Here is a 22,760-nt window from a genome sequence, read left to right as displayed (position 1 = left end):
GGGAGCGCGGCGCCCGGAGGTGCTGCGACAATGGTCCCCATGCCCACCTCACGCCGCGGCGGGAGCCGCCGCCCTGCGCGCCGCCCCCAGCCCGCCACCCCGCCCGTCGACGTCCACGTCCCCGACGGTGTCCGACTCCAGAAGGTCCTGGCCCAGGCGGGGCTGGGATCCCGCCGCGCCTGCGAGGACCTCATCTCCGAGGCTCGCGTCGAGGTCGACGGTCACCTGGTCACCGAGGTGGGCGTCCGGATCGACCCGTCGACCGCCGTCGTGCACGTGGACGGCATGCGCGTCCAGCTCGACCCGACCCGGATCACCCTGGCGGTGAACAAGCCGCTCGGCACGATCTCGGCGATGACCGACCCCGAGGGTCGGCCCACCCTGACCGACCTGGTCAAGGACCGCGACGAACGGCTCTTCCACGTCGGGCGCCTCGACGCCGACTCCGAAGGGCTGATCCTGCTCACCAACGACGGTGAGCTCGGCAACCGGCTCGCGCACCCCAGCTACGAGATCCCCAAGACCTACCGCGTGCAGGTCGACGGGCCGGAGTTCTTCCCCCGTGTCGCCAAGAAGCTCACCCAGGGCGTCGAGCTCGAGGACGGCGTGGCGCGGATGGACGCGGTGCGTGTCGTCGACGCCGTCCCCGGGCGCACCATGCTCGAGGTCGTGCTGCACTCCGGGCGCAACCGGATCGTGCGCCGCATGCTCGACGAGGTCGGCTACCCCGTCCAGCGCCTGGTGCGCACGAAGATCGGCCCCGTCGCCCTCGGCGACCTCAAGGTCGGGCGCACGCGCGTCCTGGGCCGGGTCGAGCTCGGCACGCTGATGCGCGCCGTCGAGCTGTAGACGCCTCCCTCGCAGCACCGCAGCACCCGTACCCCCGCAGAACCCGCACCCAGCGTCCCCCGCAACAGAGAGCGAGCCACCGTGGTCACCATCGCCGTCGACGGACCTTCCGGGTCCGGCAAGTCCAGCGTCTCCCGGGCCGTCGCCGCCCGTCTGGGCCTGGCCTACCTGGACACCGGCGCGATGTACCGCGCGGCGACGCTGTGGTGCGTGCGCAGCGACGTCGTCCTGGAGGACACCGAGGCGGTCGCGGCAGCGGTGCGGGCGATGCCGCTGGACATGGGCGTCGACCCGTCGGGTCCCACGGTCGTGCTCGACGGGGACGACGTGGCCGAGCCGATCCGCGCCACCGAGGTGTCGGCCGTCGTGTCGAAGGTCGCCACCAACCTCGAGGTGCGGGCCGAGCTGCGGCGACGCCAGCGCGAGATCATCGAGACCGAGGCCTCCGGCGGGTTCTCGGGCGGGCGCGGCGTCGTCGCCGAGGGGCGCGACATCACCACCGTCGTCGCCCCGGACGCGGACGCGCGGGTGCTGCTCACGGCGAGCGAGGAGGCGCGCCTGCGCCGACGCTCCCTCGAGGTGCACGGCGCGGCGGACACCGCGGCGGTCGAGGCGACCAAGGACCAGGTGCTGCGCCGCGACCGCGACGACGCCACCGTCAGCGACTTCCTCGTGGCGGCCGACGGTGTGGCCACCGTCGACTCCAGCGACCTCGACCTCGACCAGACGGTCGAGGCGGTGCTCGCCGTCGTCGAGCACGTGGCCGCACGGGGGGCGTGACGCGGCTCTCGTCGCACCTGCGCCGCCGTCGTCGTGCCGAGGCGTCGGCACCTGGGACAATGACACCCATGACCATCCCCGCCGACAGCCCGCAGGGCTCACCCGCCGACGTCCAGCCCGAGGCGGACGTGCCCGTCGCCGACGAGTCCGGTGTCGCGCAAGCCGCCCCCGCAGAGCTCGAGGACGACGTCGACGACGGTTTCGTGGACGACGCCGACCGGGAGCGTGCCCTGCGCGCCGGCCTGGAGGACTTCGAGCTCGACGACGAGGACCGCGCGCTGCTCGACGCCGAGTGGGCCGACGGTGACGTCGTCCCCGCCGAGGAGGCGCTGCCGGTGCTGGCCGTCGTGGGACGGCCCAACGTCGGCAAGTCGACGCTCGTCAACCGCATCCTGGGCCGACGCGAGGCCGTCGTGGAGGACAAGCCCGGCGTCACCCGCGACCGCGTGAGCTATCCCGCGGAGTGGGCGGGGCGCGACTTCACCCTCGTGGACACCGGCGGGTGGGAGGTCGACGTCGCCGGCATCGAGTCGAAGGTGGCCGAGCAGGCGGAGGTCGCCATCTCCCTGGCCGACGCCGTGGTGTTCGTGGTCGACGCCCAGGTCGGCGCCACCGCCAGCGACGAGCGCGTCGTCGAGATGCTGCGCCGCTCGGGCAAGCCCGTGGTGCTGTGCGCCAACAAGGTCGACGGACCCTCCGGCGAGGCGGACGCCTCCTACCTGTGGGCGCTCGGCCTCGGTGAGCCCATGCCGGTCTCGGCCCTGCACGGCCGCGGACTCGGCGAGATGCTCGACGCGGTCATGGAGGCGTTGCCCGAGCACTCGGAGCACGGCACGCTGCGTCCCGAGGGTCCGCGTCGCGTCGCCCTCGTGGGCCGACCCAACGTCGGCAAGTCGTCCCTGCTCAACAAGCTCGCCGGCGCCGAGCGCGTGGTCGTGGACGAGGTCGCCGGGACCACCCGCGACCCCGTCGACGAGCTGGTCGAGATCAAGGGGATCCCCTACTGGTTCGTGGACACCGCCGGCATCCGGCGCCGCGTCCACCAGACCCGTGGGGCGGACTTCTACGCCTCGCTGCGCACGCAGGCCGCCATCGAGAAGGCGGAGGTGTCCGTCGTGCTGGTGGACGCCTCGGTGCCGCTGACGGAGCAGGACACCCGGGTCATCTCCCAGACGGTCGACGCCGGCCGGGCGCTCGTCATCGCCTACAACAAGTGGGACCTGATGGACGACGACCGCCGCCCCTACCTGGAGCGTGAGATCGAGCGCGACCTGGTCCAGGTGACCTGGGCGCCCCGCATCAACGTCTCCGCCCGGACGGGCTGGCACACCGACCGCCTGGTGCGCGCGCTCGAGACCTCCCTGGAGTCGTGGGACACGCGCGTGCCCACCGGTCGTCTGAACGGGTTCCTCGGCGAGCTGGTGGCCGCCCACCCGCACCCGGTGCGCGGCGGCAAGCAGCCCCGCATCCTGTTCGCCACCCAGGCGACCACGCGTCCGCCGCGGTTCGTCATCTTCGCCACCGGGTTCCTCGAGCAGGGGTACCGGCGGTTCATCGAGCGCCGCCTGCGCGAGGAGTTCGGGTTCACGGGCTCGCCGATCCGCATCAGCGTGCGGGTCCGCGAGAAGCGTCGCCGCTGATCGCAGGTCCGGGTCCCGCAGCAGCACCTGTGTCGCGCCGGCCGCCGGAGTGTGACGGTCGTCTCGTCCCGCCCGGCAGGGCAGAGGTGTAGTGTCGGGCGCGAACGAGCAGAAGCTCGCGTGCTCTGGGGTCGGTGAAACTCCGAACCGGCGGTGAAAGTCCGCGACCCGGTCACCTCGGTGACCGGTTGACCAGGTGGAACTCCTGGACCGACGGTCAAAGTCCGGATGGGAAGACGCACGCGCCGGCCTTCGCCCGCTCACCGGTCCGCCGACCCTCGGGTCCGCCGGGGCGCCGTCTCGCGCCCGTGACCGGTGCGCGGCGACGACGCCGTGCACCCCCGGAGTCCGTGACCGGACGAAGGGGCAGGACCATGACCACCGCCACGGCGGGACCCGGGGTGCGACCGGCCGAGCGCGACGCGATGGAGCGTGCGCTGGCACTCGCCGGCACCGACCGTCTCGTGCTCGGACCCAACCCGCGCGTCGGCTGCGTGCTGCTGGACGGTGACGGCGTCACCCTCGCCGAGGGCTTCCACCGTGGAGCGGGCACGCCGCACGCGGAGACGGTGGCGCTGACCAACGCCCGCGCGGCCCTCGGACCCGACGCCCTGCGCGGCGCCACCGCCGTGGTGACCCTGGAACCCTGCGCCCACACCGGGCGCACCGGGCCGTGCGCCCAGGCGCTGGTCGACGCCGGCGTCCGCCGGGTGGTGTTCGCACAGCGCGACCCGAACCCGGCAGCGGCGGGCGGTGCCGACGTCCTCGGCGCCGCGGGGATCGACGTCGTCCACGCCCAGCCCGTCATGGACGCCGACCTGATGGCGCGGGTGCACGACCTCAACCGCGTCTGGGCGGCGGCGACGACCCTCGGGCGCCCGTACGTGACCTGGAAGGTCGCGCTCACCCTCGACGGCCGCAGCGCCGCCCCCGACGGCACGTCCCGCTGGATCACCACCGCCGCCGCCCGCCGCGACGTGCACCTCCTGCGCACGCGGGTCGACACCGTCCTGGTCGGCACCGGCACGCTGGCCGACGACGACCCCGCCCTCACCGCCCGGGACGTCCCCGGCCCGCAGCCCCTGCGCGCGGTCATGGGACTGCGCGACGTCCCCGCCACGGCGCGGGTCGCCGCCCCCGGGCCCGACGGCGCACCGGGGGTCCACCTGCGCACCCGTGATCCCCGCGCGGCGCTGGAGGACCTCTGGCAGCGCGAGCGGAGGCACGTCCTGCTGGAGGGCGGTGCCACCCTGGCCGCCGCGTTCTGGCGGGCGGGGCTCGTCGACGAGGTCGTGGCCTACGTCGCGCCCGTCCTGCTCGGCGCGGGCACGCCCGCCGTCGCCGACCTCGGCATCACCACGATCACCGGCGCCGCACGCCTGGACGTCACCGACGTGGCCCTCATCCATCCGGACCCCCACGACGACGGGCCCGACGAGACGAACGTGCGGCTCACCCTGCGGCCGCGGAAGGAGCACTGATGTTCACCGGCATCGTCACCGAGCTCGGCACCGTGGAGTCCCTGGAGCGTTCCGCGGACGCCGCCCGCCTCACCGTCCGGTCGCCCCGGGCGCTCGACCGCGTCCGCACCGGGGACTCCGTCGCCGTGAACGGCTGCTGCCTCACCGTGGCCGACCACGACGCCGAGACCTGGACCGCGGACCTCATGGCCGAGACCCTGGACCGCACCACGCTCGGCGCCCTGCGGCCCGGGGACGCCGTCGACGTGGAACCTGCGCTCGCGCTCGGGGACCGGCTCGGCGGACACCTCGTCCAGGGCCACGTCGACGGCGTCGGCACCGTGCTCGCCCGCACGCCCGGGGAGCGCTGGGACGTCGTGGAGATCTCCCTGCCCGCCGCGCTGGCTCGCTACGTCGTCGCCAAGGGGTCGATCGCGGTCGACGGGGTGTCCCTCACCGTCGTCCACGCGGGGGAGTCGGCGTTCACCGTGAGCCTCATCCCCGAGACGCTCGCCCGCACCACCCTCGGCGCCCGCGCCGTCGGCGACCGCGTGAACCTCGAGACCGACGTCCTGGCCCGCCACGTCGAACGCCTCCTCGCCGCCGGGGTCCGCACCGCCGACCTCGCCCCGACCACGGAGGTGGGCCCGTGAACGCCGGACCGGAGCTGATCGCCCGCGTGGAGCGCGCGATCGCCGCCGTCGCCGCCGGGCAGGCCGTCGTCGTCATGGACGACGCCGACCGGGAGAACGAGGGCGACCTCATCCTCGCGGCCGAGGCCGCCACCCCCGAGCTCGTGGGGTTCGTCGTCCGGCACACCAGCGGGCTGGTCTGCGTCGCCGCCGACGGCGCCACCCTGGACCGGCTGGCACTGCCCCTGATGGTCACGGAGAACCGCGACGCGTTCCGCACCGCGTACACCGTCACCGTGGACGCCGCCCACGGCGTGACCACCGGCATCTCCGCCGCCGACCGGGCCTTGACGGCCCGCACGCTCGCAGACCCCGGCTCGACGCCCGGGGACCTCACCCGACCCGGTCACGTGCTGCCCCTGCGGGCCCGCGACGGCGGGGTCCTCGCCCGCCGTGGGCACACCGAGTCCGCCGTCGACCTCGCCCGCCTCGCCGGACGCGGCACCGCCGGCGTGCTGGCCGAGCTCGTCCACGACGACGGCACCATGATGCGCCGCCCCGCGCTGGAGGACTTCGCCGCCGAGCACGGGCTGGAGATCATCAGCGTCGCCGACCTCGTCACCTACCGGCAGGCCACCGAGACCCTCGTCGACCGGGTCGCCGTCACCCGCCTGCCCACCCGGCACGGCGACCTCACCGCCGTGGGCTACCGAGACACCCTCACCGGCGTCGAGCACGTGGCGCTCGTCGCGGGGGACCTCGCGGCGCTCGCGGACCCGGAGCCCGTGCTGGCCCGGGTGCACTCCGAGTGCCTCACCGGGGACGCCTTCGGGTCGCTGCGCTGCGACTGCGGCCCGCAGCTCGACGCCTCGCTGCGTGCCGTGGTCGAGGCCGGCCGCGGCGTCGTGGTGTACCTGCGCGGCCACGAGGGGCGGGGGATCGGCCTGGGCGCGAAGCTCACCGCCTACGCGCTGCAGGACGCCGGCCGCGACACCGTCGACGCCAACCTCGACCAGGGCCTGCCCGCCGACGCCCGGGAGTACACCGCCGCGGCGCACGTCCTGCGCGACCTCGGCGTCGCCGCCGTGCGGCTGCTCACCAACAACCCCGCCAAGGTGGACGGGCTGCGCGCCGGGGGAGCAGACGTCGTCGAACGCGTCCCCCTGGCCATCCACCCCGCTCCCGACAACGTCGCCTACCTGCGGACCAAGCGGGACCGGATGGGCCACGACCTGCCCGACCTCGACCTGGACGACCCCGACCTGCCCGACCTCGACCTGGACGACCCCGATCTGGACGACCTCGACACCGAAGGAGAGACCGTGAACGCTGCCGGACTGACGGAGGCCGCCCGATGAGCGGCGCGGGAGCGCCGGACGCCCGCCCGGTCGACTGCTCGGACCTGCGCGTCGCCGTCGTCGCGGCGTCGTGGCACACGGCCGTCATGGACGGGCTGCTCGACGGGGCGCGGCGGGCGTGCGCCGACCACGCCGTCACCCCCGACGTGCTGCGGGTGCCGGGCTCGTTCGAGCTGCCCGTCGTCGCGCAGGCATGCGCCCGGGCCGGTTACGACGCGATCGTCGCGCTCGGCGTCGTCGTCCGCGGCGGCACCCCGCACTTCGACTACGTCTGCTCCGCCGCCACCGACGGCCTGAACCGCGTCGCGATCGACCACACCGTGCCGGTCGGGTTCGGCCTGCTCACCTGCGACGACGACGCTCAGGCGCTCGATCGTGCCGGCCTCGAGGGCTCCCGGGAGGACAAGGGGTACGAGGCCGCCGCCGCGGCCCTGGCCACGGCCCGGGTGGTGCGGTCCGTGGTGGACCGGTCGCCGGTGACTCTCGCGTGAGACGTGCGGTGACGCCGGACACACCGCCCGGACGGGGTGCACGACCAGCGCCCGGTCTGGGGTAGTATTTCGGTCGGCCCTTCGGGGTCGGACCGGTCTCGTGCGGGACGCCTTTGGGCGTCCTCGTGAGCGTCGTCGTCAGACGTCGTGGGACCGGACGGGCTGTGGCGCAGCTTGGTAGCGCACTTGACTGGGGGTCAAGGGGTCGCAGGTTCAAATCCTGTCAGCCCGACCGTCGAAGGCTCGGACCCGCTCTGCGGGTCCGAGCCTTTCGTGTTCTTCGGCGGTGATCCGGCGGTGATCGAGTGGCCGTCCGACCGCCGGTTCAGCCGATCTCCTCGAAGGCCGCCAGCACGCGGACGGTCACCGTGGTCGCCTCGAGGTTGGCGAGGATCAGCCCGAGCGGTCCGCCAGGGACCAGCCCGGCGACGACGTCGGCGTTCGCCATCAGCAGCGATCCCAGGACGTTCAGGACAGGACCCGTCTCGTCGGCGTGCGCCGGGACGACCCGCACCACTGCCGGGCTGCCGGTCGGGCCCGCCGCCGAGACGGCCAGGAACGTGAGCACGACGTCCGGCGGGACGAGACCGACGGTCACCTCGGCGCCGGCCCTGCCCTGAGGTGCGAGCAGCGCCTCGGAGACGACGTAGGCGTCCGGGTCCAGCACGAGCTCCAGCGGCAGGGTCGGGCCCCCGGTCACGCTGACGTCCGCGCTGACCGAGACCTGGACCATCATGACCTCCACCGCGTGGGCCCCCGCTGGCTCCCCAGGCTCGACCGCCGCCGTCACGTCCGGGTCACCGACACGTCATCGACCGGCCGGTCCTGGCGCTCGAGACCCTCGTCGTGGCAGGGCCGACGGGACCGGTGATCGCTTGACGTGCCGGTGACGAGAGGGTGACGCAGCCGGAGGAACGTCGTCGTCGCAGGGTCCTGCAGCACCGGCGAAGGAGTCCCCATGAGCATCACCACCGCCTATCCCGGCGTGTACATCAGCGAGCCGCCGAGCGGGAGCCGAACCGTGACCGGGGTCGCGACGTCGATCACGGCCTTCCTCGGGCCGGCGCGGCGCGGCCCGGTCGACCATCCCGTCGCCGTCTCGAGCTTCACCGACTTCGAACGGTCCTTCGGCGCGCTGTCGCGCACCAGCGGCCTCGGCTACGCCGTGCGGGACTTCTACCTCAACGGCGGCGGACCGGCGATCGTCGTGCGGGTCGCCCGCCACGACGACGACCCGACCGTCGGGGCGGTCGCGGCGCGCCTGGTGGTCGGCGGCGCCGACCTGGTGGCCCACGGTCCGGGGGAGTGGGCGAACGGCCTCGAGGCCGTCGTCACCCACCCCGCCGACGCCGACGCCGACGACATCGCCGACGCCCAGGGAGTGGCCGCCCAGGACATCTTCACCCTGACCCTCACCCTCGGCGAGGAGACCGAGGTCTTCCGGAACGTGACGCTCGGGGACGGTCCGGCACGCCTGTCGAACATGCTGGAGTCGTCCCGACTGGTCCGCCAGGTGGCCACCACGTCCACGGACCGACCGACCGAGGGGACCTTCGTCGTCACCGGCGAGGGCTCCGACGGCGAGCCGGTGGAACCCGCCGACTACACCGGCGGGGGCCACGGACTGCACGCCCTCGACACGGTGGACCTGGTCAACATCCTGGTGATCCCCCCGCCGACGCCGGGCGGTTCCCTGGACTCCACGATCTGGTCCGTGGCCGCGGCCTACGCCCGGGACCGCGACGCGTTCCTGCTCGTCGACCCCGATCCCGGGGAGACCGTGGAGACGTTCATGTCCTGGGTCGCCGCGCTCGGCATCGCCGGTGACGCCGCCCGCAACGCCGCCGTGTACTTCCCGCGGGTCCGGCACGCCGACCCGCTGCGAGGCGGACAGCTCGACACCTTCGCCCCGGGCGGTGCGGTCGCCGGCGTCCTGGCCCGGACCGACAGCGCTCGCGGCGTGTGGAAGGCGCCGGCGGGGCTCGAGGCGGGGCTCACCGGTGTCGTCGCACTCGAACGAACCCTCACCGACGACGAGAACGGCAGGATCAACCCGGTCGGCTACAACGCCCTGCGCACGTTCCGCGATGCCGGTTCGGTGGTCTGGGGAGCCCGGACGCTGCGCGGCGCCGACGTGCTCAGCGACGACTACAAGTACGTACCCGTACGCCGCCTGGCGCTGTTCCTCAAGCAGAGCCTGTACCGCGGCACCCAGTGGGTGGTGTTCGAACCGAACGACGAACCGCTCTGGGCACAGATCCGGCTGAGCGTCGGCGCCTTCATGCAGGACCTCTTCAGGCGGGGGGCGTTCCAGGGCACGAACCCCCGCGAGGCCTTCTTCGTCCGGTGCGACGGCGACACCACCAGCCAGTACGACATCGACCGCGGCATCGTGAACATCCAGGTGGGGTTCGCCCCGCTGAAGCCGGCCGAGTTCGTCGTCGTGTCGATCCAGCAGAAGACGGCCGCGGCGCTGTAGCGCCCGACGTGACCGAGGAGGAGTCCTGATGGCCGAGTTCGCGGTGAACGCAACCCGCTTCGACCCGTACAAGAACTTCAAGTTCCGCGTGAAGTGGGACGGGAAGTACGTCGCCGGCGTGTCGAAGGTGAGCGCGCTGAAGAAGACGACCGAGGTGGTCAAGCATCGCGTCGGGGGTGACCCGTCGTCGAGCCGGAAGTCGCCGGGACGCACCGAGTACGAGCCGATCACGCTGGAGCGCGGTGTCACGCACGACGTCGAGTTCGAGCAGTGGGCGAACAAGGTGTGGAACTACGCTGCCGGCCTGGGTGCGGAGGTCTCGCTCAAGGACTTCCGCAAGGACCTCATCATCGAGCTGTACAACGAGGCCGGCCAGGTCGTCCTCTCCTACAAGGTCTATCGGGCGTGGGTCTCGGAGTACCAGCCGTTGCCCGAGCTGGACGCCAACGCCAACGGCGTCGCGATCCAGTCGATCAAGCTCGAGAACGAGGGCTGGGAGCGGGACGTCGCCGTGACGGAGCCGACCGAGCCCTCGTTCGTCGAGCCGTGACGTGATGGGCGTCGGCGGGACCCTCGAGCTGTGGGAGGCCCTCGAGCAGACGGCACCTCCCGCCCGGGGGGCGGCGGTGCTGGTCGCCCGTGGGCTCGCCCCGGACCGCACGGTGGCCCTCGCCATGCCCCTGGCCGTCGCGGCCCGGGAGTCGCTCGCCGAGCTGCGGGCGCGTGTGGGCGCCGAGCTCGACGCCGTGGTGGTGTGCCCGGCGTGCGAGGCGCTGCTCGACGTGCCGCTTCCCCTGGACGTCCTGCTGGCCGACGCGGACGTGCCGCGCACCGCGGATCTGGTCGACGACGTCGAGGTACGGGGGCCGACGACGAAGGACGTGCTGGCGGCGCTCGCCTCGCCCGACCCGGCCCGGACGCTGCGTGCCCGCTGCACCCGATGGCCGACGGGCGTCGAGCCTGCGGCGCGACCAGGACTCGCGGCGCGGGTCGCTGCCGCCGCCGAACGGCTGTCCGGGGCGGCAGGTGTCACGGTCCGGCTGGACTGCCCGGAGTGCGAGGGCGACGTGCTCGCCGACGTCGACGTCGTGGGGCTGCTGACGGAACGGGTGGCCGCGGACGCCCAGGCGGCACTGGCCGACGTCGCGGTCCTGGCCGCCGCCTTCGGCTGGGACGAGCGGGCGATCCTGGAGCTGTCGACGGCGCGCTTCGAGGCCTACCTGGGGCTCGCACGGGCGAGGGTGTGAGCGAGGTGGGCGACGTGTTCGACCGCATCGCGGCCCGGGCGACCGGTGGGCGGCCCGGAGCCCTGGGCCCGTCCGGAGGCGCCCGTGGCGGGGTGTTGCGCGCCCGGCTCGACCCGGACCTCGCCGACACCGCTCCGGGCCGGGGCCCGGACCGCGGCCCGCGTGCGCCGCGGTCCGCGAGCGTCGGGCCGGCCGCCGGGACGCCCGTCCCGGGGCACCTCCAGGCCGCGCCCGACGTCGGACCGGGTGGCTCCGACGTCGCACCGGGACGGGGGCGCGGTCGGCGTGCGTCGGACGCCGATCAGGACCCGGACCGTCCCGCACCCGGCGACGCGCCCGGCGACGTGCCGGACGCCGTGCAGGAGATCCCGGCACTGCCGGCGGTGGCGGGTCCACCGGCCTCGGCAGCGGTCGACGCCGCGCCGGTCCCCGGGGTGGGGCTCCTGGAGGCCGCTCCGGCGCCGGTCCGCAGGCGACCGCGGCACGTCCCGGGACGAGAGGTCCCGGGCGCCACCACGCTCGCCGCGACGACCGGACGACCTACCCGTCCACCGGCGGAACCGGGGGAGGACCTGGCGCGGACCGCCACCGCGGCGCGTGCGCCGCAGCCCGGGCCGGGGTCCCCGGCTCCCCGACCCGCGACGGTGTCACCGCGGCCGGCGGCACCGAGAGCACCGACCGCACCCGTCGTCCCGGCGTCGCACCTGGTCGGGACCGCAGAGCTGCTGCGGGAGCACGTCGCTCCAGCGCTCGTCGCGCACGGCGCCCTGGCCGCCCGGGACACCCTGGACCTCCTCGCCCAGGGTCTGGAGCCCGTCGAGGTCCCGGACGGCCGGGACGTGCACGTGCACATCGGCCGGGTCGAGGTGCAGCAACCGCCGCGCCGGCAGGACCCTGCGCCGCCCGTCGTCGCCCCCGCCACCCCACGGGTCGACCACACCGACTACCTCGAGCGGCAACGTCGTCGGTGGCGGCCATGAGCAACACCCACGCCATCGCTGCCGTCACCTCGACGGTGCGCTACGTGCTGCAGAGGGCGCTCGAGGAGGAGCCCGACCCGGTGCCCGGGCACAAGGTCACCACGCTGCGACCTGCCCAGGTCGCCGACCTCGGGTCGGACGACAACCCGGCCCGTGGCCTCAACGTGTTCCTGTACCAGGTCACCCCGAACCACGCGTGGAACCTCACCGACCTGCCCACCCGGCACGGCGACGGCTCCCTCGCCCGACGCCCCCTGGCGGCGCTCGACCTGCACTATCTGGTCACGGCGTACGGGGACGACGCCGCTCTCGAGCCGCAGCGGATGATCGCCCGGGCAGGTCTCGCCCTCGCGACGACCCCCGTGCTCACCAAGGACGTCGTCGAGGACGCGATCGCCGTCTTCGGCGCCCAGACGCCGACCGCGTTCCTCGACCGGGCCGACCTGGCCGGACAGCCCGAGGCGGTCAAGCTCAGCCCGACCCCGCTGTCCCTGGAGGAGATGGCCCGGCTCTGGGGCGTGCTCGGCACCCCCTACCTGCTCTCCCAGGCGTTCACCGCGACGGTGGTGCTGCTCGAGGCGGCCGTGCCGGTACGCCGTTCGCTGCCGGTGGCGACGCCCGTCGTCGACGTACGGACGTACGCGGCGGTCGAGGTCACCGGGGTCGAGGTCGTCGGCGGCGGGGCCGCGGCCACGGGTGCGACCGTGGTGCTGACCGGGGCCGGCCTCGCGTCCGCGCACACCGTCGTGGTGGTCGCACGGCAGCGTCTGCGTCCCGACCCGGGGTCGACCTCGGCACACCTCACGGTGACGCTGCCGCCCGAGGTCCCCGCAGGCGTGCACGCGCTCCGGGTGTGCCACCTGCGGCCCGCCGACGCGTCGAGCGGTGCCCCCGAACGCGTCCTCGCCCGCTCCGACGCTGTCCCGCTGCTCGTGGTCCCGACCGTCGGCACCGTGACGACGACGGCGGCGCAGGTGCGCGTGGCGGTGGTGCCACCGCTGGTCGAGGGGCAGCGGGCCACGGTCACGTTCGGCAGGCTGGTCGACGCCGGCGACGACCCGGACGTCCCGCCGCCGCTCGTCGCCGCGACGTTCGCTCCGGTCGCCGGGCCCGACGCGCCGCTCGCCCGGCTCGACGTGCCCCGCGAGCGGCTCACCCCCGGCACCTGGCTCGTGCGGGTGAGCGTCGACGGCGCCGACTCGCTTCCCACGCTGGGTGGTTCAGGCACGTACGACGCCCCGGTGGTGACGATCACGTGACCCCCGCCCCGCCCCGGGCGGACCCCGCAGCGGCGTCCGCGGAGCCGCTCACGGCCGACCGACGACGCGACCTCGTCGTCGCCGAGCTCGCCGTCCTGCGGGCGGTGCTCGCAGGACGCGACACGACGTCGTGCCGCCACGAGCTGGCCGACCGTCGAGCGCGCGCCACCGGACCGGGGCCCCTGGACGAGCTCGCCCAGGGATTCGGGCTCAGCGACCACGAACGCGCCACCCTCCTGCTCGCCAGCGGGCCCGAGCTCGTCGGCGAGGTCGCGCGTGAGCTCCTCGAGCACAGCGGCGCGCCCCGGCTGACCTTCGCCACGGCCCTCGAGAAGCTGCCCGGCGCGCACTGGGACGCCATGACCCACCGGGGTCCCCTGCGACGTTGGCAGCTCCTGCGGCTCGTCGATCCTGACGCCGTGCTGTCCAGCCCGCTCGTGACCGACGAACGGGTCGTGCACCACCTGGCCGGCGTCGACACCCTCGACGAGCAGCTCGAGCACGCCAGCACGCCGCTGGACGTGCCCGCCCGACCCGGCCGCACCCACGCCGACGTGGTGGCCGACGTCGTCGGCCGATGGCGGACCGACGGCGCCGTCGTGCTCCGCGGGTCCCAGCCGCGCACCACCCGGGCGCTCGCTGCCGCTGCCGGAGCCGCCGTCGGCCTGCGGCCCCGCCTCCTCGGCCTCGACGCGCTCATGACCACGACCGGGTCGACCCGGCAGCCGTCGGGCCTTGCCGGGGCGGTGCAGCGGCTCGCACGCGAGACGGTGCTCGCCCACGTCGTCTGGGTGATCGACCTCGACGACGCCACCGCACCGGCGACCGGCGAGCTGGGGCGTGCGCTCGCGCAGTGCGGTGTGCCGATCCTCCTGGTGGGGTCCAGCCGGCCCGGCGCGGCGTCCGTGGAACCGCTCGTGCTCCCACGGGTCGAGATCCCCCGGCTCGGGGCCGAAGAACGTCGCACGGCCGTCGCAGCCGCGCTGGAGCAGGTCGGAGTGACGGCCGACGACGCCGAGCTGGACGCCGCCGCCGGCGCGTTCGACCTCGCGATCCCCGACGTGGCCGACGCCGCCGCCGAGGTGGCGCAGGGCCGGGACCTGTGGTCCGCGTGCCGCCGGCGACCACGGACCGACGTCGGCGCGCTGGCGCGCGTGCGCACGGCCCGCGCCGCCTGGCACGAGCTGGTCCTGCCCGCGCCGCAGCTCGCCCAGCTCCGCGCGCTCACGGCGACGGTCCGGCATCGCGCGACGGTCCTGGACCGCTGGGGGCTCGGATCCGGTTCGGACCGCGGTCGTGGGACGACGGCGCTCTTCGCGGGCGACAGCGGCACGGGCAAGACCTTCGCCGCGGAGGTGGTCGCCCACGACCTCGCGCTCGACCTCGTCCACGTGGACCTGTCCCAGGTGGTCGACAAGTACCTGGGGGAGACGGAGAAGCGCCTCGGGCGGCTGTTCGACGCGGCCGAGGACGGCGGCATGGTGCTGCTGTTCGACGAGGCCGACGCGCTCTTCGGCCGACGGTCCCAGGTCAAGGACAGCCACGACCGGTACGCGAACGTGGAGGTCGGCTACCTGCTGCAACGCCTGGAGGACTTCGGCGGGCTCGCCGTCCTCACCACGAACGCGCGCAGCGCGCTCGACCCGGCGTTCACGCGGCGGCTGTCGACGGTCGTCGACTTCCCGGCACCGGACCGATCGGCCCGTGAACGCATGTGGGCCCAGGGGCTGCCCGCCGCGCTGCCACGCTCAGGTGTCGAGACGTCGATCCTCGCCGACGCGGACCTGTCCGGCGGTGCGATCCGATCGGCGGCTCTGCAGGCCGCCTACCTGGCGGCCGCCGACGGCGGCGTGCTGACGATGGAGCACCTGGGCCAGGCGGTGCGGTGGGAGCTGGCCAAGACGGGTCGGGTCGGGTCCCAGAGGCCCTCCGGCCGTCGGTGGTAGCCGAGCCTCACCCGGGCCCGACGTTGCTGAACGGCAGCTCCAGGACCGACTCCATCGTCAGCCCGTGCTCGCGGAACTCCGTCATCAGCCGCCATGCGAGCGTGTTCTTGCTGCGCTGGGACAGGACGCTCTCCGGGAGACGAGCGATGTCGTCGACCATGACCCCGTAGAGCTCGCCGACGGTGGTCGACGTCCGACCTGCGCGCCGCTGGGTCCGTGCCCAGGCCTTTCACCCGTCGAACAGTGCGTGCGACAAGGGGTCGAGCCCGGTCGTCAACGCCCCGCTCCGGCTGTAGCCCGGCTGTCCTCGCATGAAGGCGGTGGGGGCGACGTGCGCGGCGTTCGTCCGTGCGCCGGTCGTTCCCGTCGCCGCGCGCACCGTCGGAGCGCTGGAGTACGGCTGGACCGCGAGGTCGACGGTACCGGGCCGACCTGACTCGTCGACGAGGCCTGCCTCGATCGCGTCCTGGACCGCGCCACGGATCCCACCGCGCGCCCCGGTGCGGGGTGGATCGAGGGACAGCTCCGCGGTGATCTCTGCCCAGATCTCCGGGCCGCGCGCAGGCCCGGGTGCACGGCCGTGACCGCCGCCCCCGCGGCCGGTTCCGCCCCCGCGGCCGCTCCCACCCCCTGTCGTGCTGGTCGTACTCGGGGCAGCGGTGGCGCCGGGGGGCATCATCACGGCGTACGAGGCGAACCTGCTGGCCAGTGGGACGGTCGCAGGAACGTCGGTCACGACGGCGGCGCGGACGGGCCACGACACCGCACCCGGACCGACCGGGACGAGCTCTGCCGGGGCCGACGGGCGCGGACCGCGTCCTGCGCCGCGGGGAACTCCCCGGGACAGCAGCGCGATGAAGATCGCCACGCCTCCACGGGCGAGCGCACGCGCGAGTGCGGACCCCGCCTGGCGCAGCTCGTGGTCCGTCGTGGCGACGACGGCCCCGAAGTAGCGCAGGATGTCGTGGGCGATCTCGAGGACCGCCATGCCGACGAACACCACGGTGAGCGACAACATCGTGAGCACGAACGCGTCCGCGACCCATCCGGCAGGTGTGAGGTGCGAGGCGATGGCCAGGGCGGCGAACGCTGCCATGATGAACAGCGCCTGCGGGCTGAAGAGGGCATCGACCTCCCGCTGGACCGCCGGACCGATCTCCGGCCGTGCGTAGTCCCAGGCCCGGCCGAGCTTGTCCACGGCGTCCAGCGCGGCGACGTCCGTCGACCCTCGCTGCGGCGAGGGTGGGGCCGGTACCGCGGCGGCCCCCTGTGCCGCCGCGATCGCGCGCGACGACCGGGCCGATCCTGCCGGGTCGAGCTCGAGCGAGGCAGCGCGCAGTCTTTCGAGGCCCTCGGCGTTCACGGCGGCGAGAACGCCGCCGACGACGGATGCGGGCATCTCTTCCAGCGCCCGGACGGCTGTCGGCCAGTCGGCGGCGGACATCGCGGCGTTGAACGTGACGCCCAGGCCCGCCCCCGGTCCCGATGGCTCCTCCTGGAGCTGTGGGCCCCTGGCGTCGCGCCGGCCGACCTGGACGCGGCCGCCCGCGGTGACACGGTCGGCGGCCGCGTGCGCGGCGCGTTCCCCGGACCGGTCCGGTACAGCGGTGGACGGGGTGGCGTCGTCCTGCTGCACCACGTGGGCGAGCTCGTGCGCGAGCAGTCGCCGTCCGTCGGGCGTGTGAGGAGCGAACCGTCCCGGGGCGAAGTGGACGTCGCGACCGGCCGTGAACGCCAGGGCACCCATGCCTGCCGCACGGGCGCCCGACCGGGCGTCGGTGTGCACGCGCACGGCGGAGAAGTCGTGCCCGAACAGGGCGCCGTAGTGCGCTGCCGTCGCGGCCGGCAGCCGCTCGCCCGCCGCCGTCGGCGGTCGGTCGTCGCGCAGCTGCGTCGTGGCCGACGGGCGGTCCGTCCGGCTCATGGCCGTTCGCCCTTCCCGGGCGGACGTCCGAGGAGCCTGCCGAGACCGGGCACCAGCCCGGACTCGGCGAACTTGAGGAGGTCGAAGGTCACCATGAACCGGACGTCCGGCACCCCCGCCTGCTGGGGGCCCTGGGGCAGCGACTGCCTGGACTCCACGAGGCCCGAGCCGGAGGGGAACACCGCAGGAGGGCGCAGCAGGTCCGGATACGTGCCTCCGTCGACGGTGAGCCCGGGCAGGACGCCGAGCGTGCCGGTCGCTCCGGTCAGCGTGAGGTTCTCCGTCCTCGGGTCGTAGTTCCAGGTCAGGTCCGCGGTGAAGGTCAGCCCCTTCCACCCGATCCGTTCGGTGGCGTGCCCGAGGACGTCGCCGAGGTCGAAGCCCGTCGTCACCTTGTACGGCCCGACGGTCCCCGGGGCGGTGTCCAGGGGAGCGATGGTGAACGTGCTCAGGGTGGCGAAGGGGACGATGCCCAGCGGCGCGGCCAGGTTGACGCCCTCGAACAGCTTGCGGGTGCTCGGGTCGCTGAGCAGCGCACCGCCGGCGACCCCCACGGTGGACGCGCCGAACGCGACCGTCGCGACCTTCCCGCCCCCGCCGAGCGACCCCCACGCCCGGACTGCCCGCGCACCCACGACCTCGGCGAGCGGGTCGAGGACCTTCTCCTTCACCTCGGGGTTCTTGACCAGCTCCGTGCCGACCGTCTTCAGGCCGCCGGTGATCACGTCGACGGGGTCGTCGTCCGCCGTCGGAGCGGCGGGCGTGGTGCCGTCGTCGAGCTGTGGACCCGTCGCGCCGCGCACGCCGACCCGGACGCTGCCACCCGCCGCGACACGGTCCGCGGCCGCGTGCGCGGCGTGCTCCCCGGAGCGGTCCGGGGTCGTGCCCGTCGGGGCCCGGCCGTCCTGCTGCACCACGTGGGCGAGCTCGTGCGCGAGGAGGTGACGACCTGCGGCGGAGTGCGGGTCGTACCTGCCCGGCGCGAAGTGGATGTCCTGCCCGATCGTGACGGCCCGCGCGCCCAGCGCGCGGGCCGTCGCCCCGGCGCGCTCGTCGGTGTGCACGCGCACCGCGGAGAAGTCGTGCCCGAATCGCGCTCCGAGGAGTGCCGCCGTCGCCGTCGGCATCCGGCTGCCCGACGGGGCGGCCTGGCCGTCACCGGCGGTGTGCACCCCGTGCTTGGCGTGGACCGGGCCCGTCATCGCGCTCACCCCTGCGGCGAGGGGTCGGGTGCGCCGGTGGCGTGCGGAGGTGCCGGGCGTCGGGCGTCGTCGGGGAGCGTGTCCTCCGGGAGCGTTCCCGGTCGGGGTGAGGCCTGCGCCCACGCCCGCCAACGCCGCCGGAGCGTTCCCTGCTGGTCGGGTGCCACACGGGCCACGCCCGCACTCTCGACGTCCACGGCGAGACCGTTGAAGCCGGACACGGTCGAGTACTCGACACCCGAGGCCTGCGTGAGCAGGACGTGCGCGACGACGAACCGGTCGGGGTCGTCGAGCAGCTCCAGGAGCGCGTCGGTCTCGAAGGCCGCGACGTCGCCGTGCGGGTCGGCGTCCCGGTCGCCGTCCCGGTCGTCTGTCGGGTCGGTCGACGGGACCGACGGGTCCAGGCCGAACCGCGTGGTCGACCAGGTGATGTCGTCGTTCGTGGGCAGCGCACTCATGGTCGGCCCCCTCCGGGCGGCGCCGCCGGCCCCGGGGGCCGGATGACCCTGCGAACGTCGGACACCCGGTGGGTGGCGGAGTCGACGTCCCAGATGACGTCGACGGTACGCCCGTCGGGGTACCGGTAGCTCGTGGTGACGGTCAGGCCGCCCCGTCGTCGCGCGACCCGCTCGCCGGTCATGGTCGCGCCCAGCTGCCTCTCCTGCTCGGCGTAGGCGGCGCGGTGTGCCGTCGCGAAGCCTTCACCGTGCACCTGCTTGCGCTGCTGCTCGGTGAGCTCGTGGACGAGCTCGGTCACCGCGTTGTCGCCCGCACGGGCCTCGGAGCCCTCGAACCCGAAGGCTGCGACGTCGTCGAGATCGATCCGGGAGAGGGCGTAGCTGCCGACGATGACGGCGTCGTCGTCGGTGCGCGTCGAGGTGTCGCCGTGCATGAAGTCGATCGTCGTCGTGGCGCGGTCGGCGATCATCGACCGGATGCGCTCCAGCAGGGCGGACTGGTCCCGGGTGGGTGGCCCCTGGACGTCCGTGGCCACCACGGAGATCTCGCCCGACGCCGACACCTGGACCCGGTGCTGGACCGTGACGACCCGGTTGACCAGGTCGACGAAGTCCTGGGCGGACCCGGTGGCCACGAACTTCGCCTGGATCCGGGGCCCGGTGGTGGCCTGCTGGCCCACGTGCGCCAGCTCGTGGGCCAGCAGCGCGCGACCCTTCGTGGACCTCGTCTCGCGGCGGCCCGGTGCGAAGTACACGTCGTGGCCGACCGTGACCGCAGCGGCTCCCAGCCGGCCGGTGAGGGCCGCAGCGGCTGCGTCGTCGTGCAGGTCGACCCGGGAGAAGTCGTGCCCCATCCTCGCGCCGAGCTCGCGCACGACGTCCCGTTCGCCCGGCGGCCCGGTCGCCCCGGACCTCAGTGCACCCTCGGCGGCGCGGTCCGCGGCGCGCTCGTCGGCCTGCCGCCGGGCTGCCTCGGAGGCCAGGTCGGCCTGCGGCGACCGTCGAGGGCCTCCCTGCGTGCTCACGACCCTCAACCTCCCGCACCGGCGCCGCGCGAGACCCGCACGCGCAGCACGTCGCCGGGAAGCAACTCGGTGCCGAGCACCGTGTTGCGCCGGACGTCGGGTGCGTCGTCCTCGACCACGTCGAGCGTCAGCCCGGCGTCACCGGCCCTGCGCTCGACGAACCCCAGGGTGCGGCCCGGCAGCTCGTCGAGCGGCAGGGGCGTGACGGCGGCCCGTCCTGCCAGCCGTGTCAGCAGCGGCGTGAACTCGGGGGCGAACCGTCCCAGGTCGAGGCGCCCCGGGACGACCAACCGACCGGGGAACACGAAGCGGTCAGGATCGCGTCGCTCGTCCGAGACCCAGAACCACGTCTCGAACCGCCCCCCGGTGACCTCGTCCGTGCTCGGCAGCTCCTGGCGGGTCCGGCCCTCGTCGTCGATCACCGTCAGGGTGTGCCCGTTGAGGTGCAGGTCCTTGCGCTCCTCGCCGACGACGGCCCACCCGTCGATCTGGAACCGCAGCAGCAGCGGCAGCGGCGGTTCGCCGAGGAGCTGGTCGGCCGACATCGAGCGCAGGCGTTCGATCGCGGGGGAGAGCACCTCGCTCAGCGACCGCGTCGGCCACCAGACGATGAGAGCGCCGTCCGCGTTCGACTCCCCGACGATCTCCACGGTGTGCCGCGCCCACGTCGGCGACCCCCAGAGCTCGGCGTCGGCGCCCGCCGGCCACGGCAGCTCGAGCAGCATCCGCACGACCGGCTTGCCCTGGACGCTGCGCTGCTCGACCGGAAGGTCGAGGCCCACGGAGATGCCGCGGGCCGCCTCCAGGTCGTCGAGGCCGTACACCTCGTCGTTCAGCAGCTCGGTCCCGTCGAAGAACCGCAGCTCGGTGACGTGGACCCCCTCGGTGCGGACCCCCGGCGGGTCGAGCTGGGCGACCACCGACAGGGCGGCACGGTCCCGCTCGCCGTCGTCGGGGGCGAGCTCGACCCGCAGGACGTCGCTACGCGGGGTCTGGTCCTGAGCGCCCGCGAACGAGGGACGCCACGCGAGAGCGACGACCCCGTCGCCGTCGGCGACGGCGTCCACCACCTCGCCGCCGGACACCGTCGTCGGGACGGTCGAGCCGTCGTCGAGCGCCACCACCGCGCCGCCACGGCTCGTCGTCGCACGGACGGCCTGCCCTGCCGACGGCCCGCACGGGCCGTCCACCACCACCCGGACCAGCTCCGGCACCGGCCGACCCTCGGCGGCGACGCTCTGCCCGTCACCACCGAGCAGCCGCAGGGTCCGGGTGCCCACCAACCGGTCGAGAGCCCCCTGCACGGACCCCACGTCGACGAATCCCTCGCACGGCGGGGACCAGGACACCTGCGACGCCAGGCTGAGACGGCCCGTGACGACCACCTCGACGTCCGTCGGGTCGTCGACGTCGTCCAGTCGCCGGACGTGCAGCGTCTGGGTCGACGGCGCGTCCACGCCCTCGAGGAGTCGCCAGCGCACCGCCGCCACGCCGTCGGCGTCCGTGGGAACCTCGACGCTCGGGCCGGTGAGCGTCGGGTCGTCCGGCGTCGACGGCGCTCGCAGCCACCCGCCGTCGGGCGTCGTGAAGAGCACCCGAGCGCCCTCGACGGGGAGCGCGCCGTTGCGGACGACCACGCGCACCTGCCCGGGGAGCTCCTCGCCCGGCAGGGCCTCCTGGCCGTCGCCGCCCACCAGGTCGATGCTGACCAGGCCCGTCACCGGAGGGAACAGGTGTCGACAGTCGCCGACCAGGGTCCAGCCGGCGGCCGCGTGGTCGAGGACGGCCAGGGCCGCCGTGTGGTGCAGCGGACCCACCGGGGGGAGCGTCACGTTCCCGGCGGCGGACCAGGGCCACTCGATCGTGCCGTGCGTCGCGGCGACGCCGTACGCCAGGCGGGAGGTGCGTGCAGGGACGAGCCAGTAGTCCCCGACGGCGGGGGTGCCTCCCGGCGGGAAGGACACCTCGATGCCGCCCTCGAGGGCCGTGTACGCGGGTGAGGTGACGGCGCGCGGCGGGCCCTCCCAACGGCGCACCAGCGGTGTCCCGCCGACGTCGGCGAGCGTGGCGGGGTGCCCGGCGAGCCACGTGACATGGAGCTCGGTGCCGACCTGCTCGGTGACCTGGGCGAACCATCCGGGCAGACCCCGCACCTGACGTTGCGGGCTGGTCACCTCGACGAAGCTGTGCGGGGCGATCGACAGCTCGTCGTCACGACCGGTGCGGTCCACGGTGAGCCGGGCGAGGGTCCCGGTGACGGGGGAGTCGTCCAGGCCCGTCAGCCCGGCGACGACCGACCCGTTCTCCCGCGACCACACGAAGTGCGCGGTCGTCGTGCCGCCCTGGACGGACGTGTCGCAGATCTCGACCCGGTAGAGCTGGTTCTCCAGCCGCGTGTACCCGCCACCGGCGGTGATGGAGCACGGGGCGTCCGCCGCGACGGCGTCCTGGAGCCGCACGCGCAGCGAACGGGGCGTGCGGTCGCCGGCGCCGACGAGCTCGGAGCAGACCTGATCGGCCTCGGCAGGTGTCAGGCGGACCTGCCACACCGTCTGCGCACGGAAGGCGGTGTCGGGCCCACCGAGCGCCGACTCCAGCAGCTCGGGACGTTCGTCGGCGGTGACGAGGCGGTCGAACACGTCGAGGTGAACGGCCCAGCGCCCCTCGGCCGGCTCGTCGGGAAGCTCCAGGAACGGCTGGTCGGCCAGCGTCGACGGCGCTGCCGACTCCACCAGCACGCCGTCGACGTAGTAGCGCCCGGCCGTCACGGCGAGGTCGGCCCACGTCGCCCCCACGGGTGCCAGCCCCGTGGTGGCGTCGACGATCCCGAACGGGCCGACACCGCCGTCCTGCGGCGCAGGTCCACCCTCGGGCCCGACGAGGTCCGTGGTGCGCACCTCGTCGTGGTGCGCGTCGATCGAGGCCTGCTCGTTCCACTCGGCGTCCAGGAGCACCCGCCCCTGCTGCAGCACCACCGAGCGGTAGCCGTGCGCGGGGTCGAACGTCCAGCGGGTGAGATCAGCGTGCATG

The 22,760-nt window shown here is 74.5% G+C and carries 20 protein-coding genes, 1 tRNA gene and 1 riboswitch; of the genes, 14 read left to right on the top strand and 7 right to left on the bottom strand.

The window, feature by feature from the left end; genetic code table 11:
• Window positions 1-39 precede the first annotated feature (39 nt).
• The 8 genes from ACNHYB_RS03225 to ACNHYB_RS03190 all read left to right on the top strand — a co-directional run bounded on the left by ACNHYB_RS03225 (window position 40) and on the right by ACNHYB_RS03190 (window position 7,442).
• Entirely contained in the window at window positions 40-849 is an 810-nt protein-coding gene (locus ACNHYB_RS03225; RefSeq protein ID WP_418276943.1) for a pseudouridine synthase, read from the top strand.
• An 81-nt stretch (window positions 850-930) separates the two neighbouring features.
• Window positions 931-1,629, top strand: coding sequence for a (d)CMP kinase (gene cmk, locus ACNHYB_RS03220; RefSeq protein WP_418276942.1), 699 nt, complete (start codon window positions 931-933; stop codon window positions 1,627-1,629).
• A 68-nt stretch (window positions 1,630-1,697) separates the two neighbouring features.
• The gene (gene der / locus ACNHYB_RS03215; protein WP_418276940.1) at window positions 1,698-3,269 is read left to right on the top strand and encodes a ribosome biogenesis GTPase Der; all 1,572 of its coding nucleotides are present in this window, start codon (window positions 1,698-1,700) and stop codon (window positions 3,267-3,269) included.
• A 116-nt stretch (window positions 3,270-3,385) separates the two neighbouring features.
• Window positions 3,386-3,515, top strand: a riboswitch (FMN riboswitch).
• A gap of 128 nt (window positions 3,516-3,643) precedes the next feature.
• Window positions 3,644-4,750, top strand: a complete 1,107-nt coding sequence (gene ribD / locus ACNHYB_RS03210; RefSeq protein WP_418276939.1) for a bifunctional diaminohydroxyphosphoribosylaminopyrimidine deaminase/5-amino-6-(5-phosphoribosylamino)uracil reductase RibD — start codon at window positions 3,644-3,646, stop codon at window positions 4,748-4,750.
• Complete coding sequence (locus ACNHYB_RS03205) at window positions 4,750-5,382, top strand: riboflavin synthase (protein ID WP_418276938.1); 633 nt, start codon at window positions 4,750-4,752, stop codon at window positions 5,380-5,382. Before ribD ends, ACNHYB_RS03205 begins: the two co-directional genes overlap by 1 nt.
• Window positions 5,379-6,719, top strand: coding sequence for a bifunctional 3,4-dihydroxy-2-butanone-4-phosphate synthase/GTP cyclohydrolase II (locus ACNHYB_RS03200; protein ID WP_418276937.1), 1,341 nt, complete (start codon window positions 5,379-5,381; stop codon window positions 6,717-6,719). Before ACNHYB_RS03205 ends, ACNHYB_RS03200 begins: the two co-directional genes overlap by 4 nt.
• Window positions 6,716-7,210, top strand: coding sequence for a 6,7-dimethyl-8-ribityllumazine synthase (gene ribH, locus ACNHYB_RS03195; protein ID WP_418276936.1), 495 nt, complete (start codon window positions 6,716-6,718; stop codon window positions 7,208-7,210). Before ACNHYB_RS03200 ends, ribH begins: the two co-directional genes overlap by 4 nt.
• A gap of 158 nt (window positions 7,211-7,368) precedes the next feature.
• A tRNA-Pro gene (locus ACNHYB_RS03190) sits at window positions 7,369-7,442 on the top strand.
• 93 nt (window positions 7,443-7,535) lie between these two features.
• On the opposite strand, the gene ACNHYB_RS03185 is transcribed toward ACNHYB_RS03190, so the two are convergent.
• Window positions 7,536-7,946 carry a hypothetical protein gene (locus ACNHYB_RS03185; RefSeq protein ID WP_418276935.1) on the bottom strand — a complete coding sequence of 137 codons (411 nt, stop codon included), beginning with the start codon at window positions 7,944-7,946 and terminating at the stop codon, window positions 7,536-7,538.
• Window positions 7,947-8,168: 222 nt separating this feature from the next.
• On the opposite strand from ACNHYB_RS03185, the gene ACNHYB_RS03180 reads away from it, so the two are divergent.
• The 6 genes from ACNHYB_RS03180 to ACNHYB_RS03155 are packed head-to-tail and all read left to right on the top strand — an operon-like array spanning window position 8,169 to window position 15,121.
• On the top strand, window positions 8,169-9,689 hold the full coding sequence (locus tag ACNHYB_RS03180) for a phage tail sheath family protein (RefSeq protein ID WP_418276934.1): 1,521 nt from the start codon (window positions 8,169-8,171) through the stop codon (window positions 9,687-9,689).
• Window positions 9,690-9,717: 28 nt separating this feature from the next.
• The gene (locus ACNHYB_RS03175; protein WP_418276933.1) at window positions 9,718-10,239 is read left to right on the top strand and encodes a phage tail protein; all 522 of its coding nucleotides are present in this window, start codon (window positions 9,718-9,720) and stop codon (window positions 10,237-10,239) included.
• A 1-nt stretch (window position 10,240) separates the two neighbouring features.
• Window positions 10,241-10,936 (top strand): hypothetical protein, encoded by a 696-nt coding sequence (locus ACNHYB_RS03170; RefSeq protein WP_418276932.1) that lies wholly within the window; start codon window positions 10,241-10,243, stop codon window positions 10,934-10,936.
• Window positions 10,937-10,950: 14 nt separating this feature from the next.
• Window positions 10,951-11,916, top strand: coding sequence for a hypothetical protein (locus ACNHYB_RS03165; protein ID WP_418276931.1), 966 nt, complete (start codon window positions 10,951-10,953; stop codon window positions 11,914-11,916).
• Window positions 11,913-13,175 (top strand): DUF4255 domain-containing protein, encoded by a 1,263-nt coding sequence (locus tag ACNHYB_RS03160; protein WP_418276930.1) that lies wholly within the window; start codon window positions 11,913-11,915, stop codon window positions 13,173-13,175. The genes ACNHYB_RS03165 and ACNHYB_RS03160 overlap by 4 nt, the downstream gene beginning before the upstream one ends.
• The gene (locus tag ACNHYB_RS03155) at window positions 13,172-15,121 is read left to right on the top strand and encodes an ATP-binding protein (protein WP_418276929.1); all 1,950 of its coding nucleotides are present in this window, start codon (window positions 13,172-13,174) and stop codon (window positions 15,119-15,121) included. The genes ACNHYB_RS03160 and ACNHYB_RS03155 overlap by 4 nt, the downstream gene beginning before the upstream one ends.
• Window positions 15,122-15,128: 7 nt before the next feature.
• Here ACNHYB_RS03155 and ACNHYB_RS03150 read toward each other — a convergent pair whose 3' ends face one another.
• The 6 genes from ACNHYB_RS03150 to ACNHYB_RS03125 all read right to left on the bottom strand — a co-directional run bounded on the left by ACNHYB_RS03150 (window position 15,129) and on the right by ACNHYB_RS03125 (window position 22,759).
• Window positions 15,129-15,281, bottom strand: a complete 153-nt coding sequence (locus ACNHYB_RS03150; RefSeq protein WP_418276928.1) for a hypothetical protein — start codon at window positions 15,279-15,281, stop codon at window positions 15,129-15,131.
• Window positions 15,282-15,350: 69 nt separating this feature from the next.
• Entirely contained in the window at window positions 15,351-17,045 is a 1,695-nt protein-coding gene (locus tag ACNHYB_RS03145; RefSeq protein WP_418276927.1) for a DUF4157 domain-containing protein, read from the bottom strand.
• Window positions 17,042-18,247 carry a DUF4157 domain-containing protein gene (locus ACNHYB_RS03140; RefSeq protein WP_418276926.1) on the bottom strand — a complete coding sequence of 402 codons (1,206 nt, stop codon included), beginning with the start codon at window positions 18,245-18,247 and terminating at the stop codon, window positions 17,042-17,044. Before ACNHYB_RS03140 ends, ACNHYB_RS03145 begins: the two co-directional genes overlap by 4 nt.
• 5 nt (window positions 18,248-18,252) lie before the next feature.
• A complete protein-coding gene (locus tag ACNHYB_RS03135) occupies window positions 18,253-18,705 on the bottom strand; it encodes a hypothetical protein (RefSeq protein ID WP_418276925.1) in 453 nt (150 codons plus the stop codon).
• On the bottom strand, window positions 18,702-19,730 hold the full coding sequence (locus ACNHYB_RS03130; protein ID WP_418276924.1) for a DUF4157 domain-containing protein: 1,029 nt from the start codon (window positions 19,728-19,730) through the stop codon (window positions 18,702-18,704). Before ACNHYB_RS03130 ends, ACNHYB_RS03135 begins: the two co-directional genes overlap by 4 nt.
• 5 nt (window positions 19,731-19,735) lie before the next feature.
• Complete coding sequence (locus ACNHYB_RS03125; RefSeq protein ID WP_418276923.1) at window positions 19,736-22,759, bottom strand: DUF6519 domain-containing protein; 3,024 nt, start codon at window positions 22,757-22,759, stop codon at window positions 19,736-19,738.
• Between the last annotated feature and the right edge of the window lies 1 nt (window position 22,760).

The sequence above is a fragment of the Isoptericola jiangsuensis genome (assembly GCF_048320105.1).
GTDB lineage: Bacteria > Actinomycetota > Actinomycetes > Actinomycetales > Cellulomonadaceae > Isoptericola > Isoptericola jiangsuensis_A.
The sequence above is the reverse complement of the archived record's forward strand: the minus strand, read 5'-3'. Positions and strand labels throughout refer to the sequence as shown.

Excerpts from the sequence above, each read along its gene's own strand:
- ACNHYB_RS03225 (WP_418276943.1), top strand. The coding sequence starts at position 40 with ATGCCCACCTCACGCCGCGGCGGGAGCCGCCGCCCTGCGCGCCGCCCC.
- der (WP_418276940.1), top strand. The coding sequence starts at position 1,698 with ATGACCATCCCCGCCGACAGCCCGCAGGGCTCACCCGCCGACGTCCAG.
- ribD (WP_418276939.1), top strand. The coding sequence starts at position 3,644 with ATGACCACCGCCACGGCGGGACCCGGGGTGCGACCGGCCGAGCGCGAC.
- ACNHYB_RS03205 (WP_418276938.1), top strand. The coding sequence starts at position 4,750 with ATGTTCACCGGCATCGTCACCGAGCTCGGCACCGTGGAGTCCCTGGAG.
- ribH (WP_418276936.1), top strand. The coding sequence starts at position 6,716 with ATGAGCGGCGCGGGAGCGCCGGACGCCCGCCCGGTCGACTGCTCGGAC.
- ACNHYB_RS03185 (WP_418276935.1), bottom strand. The coding sequence starts at position 7,946 with ATGATGGTCCAGGTCTCGGTCAGCGCGGACGTCAGCGTGACCGGGGGC.
- ACNHYB_RS03180 (WP_418276934.1), top strand. The coding sequence starts at position 8,169 with ATGAGCATCACCACCGCCTATCCCGGCGTGTACATCAGCGAGCCGCCG.
- ACNHYB_RS03175 (WP_418276933.1), top strand. The coding sequence starts at position 9,718 with ATGGCCGAGTTCGCGGTGAACGCAACCCGCTTCGACCCGTACAAGAAC.
- ACNHYB_RS03160 (WP_418276930.1), top strand. The coding sequence starts at position 11,913 with ATGAGCAACACCCACGCCATCGCTGCCGTCACCTCGACGGTGCGCTAC.
- ACNHYB_RS03150 (WP_418276928.1), bottom strand. The coding sequence starts at position 15,281 with ATGGTCGACGACATCGCTCGTCTCCCGGAGAGCGTCCTGTCCCAGCGC.
- ACNHYB_RS03145 (WP_418276927.1), bottom strand. The coding sequence starts at position 17,045 with ATGAGCCGGACGGACCGCCCGTCGGCCACGACGCAGCTGCGCGACGAC.
- ACNHYB_RS03140 (WP_418276926.1), bottom strand. The coding sequence starts at position 18,247 with ATGACGGGCCCGGTCCACGCCAAGCACGGGGTGCACACCGCCGGTGAC.
- ACNHYB_RS03135 (WP_418276925.1), bottom strand. The coding sequence starts at position 18,705 with ATGAGTGCGCTGCCCACGAACGACGACATCACCTGGTCGACCACGCGG.
- ACNHYB_RS03125 (WP_418276923.1), bottom strand. The coding sequence starts at position 22,759 with ATGCACGCTGATCTCACCCGCTGGACGTTCGACCCCGCGCACGGCTAC.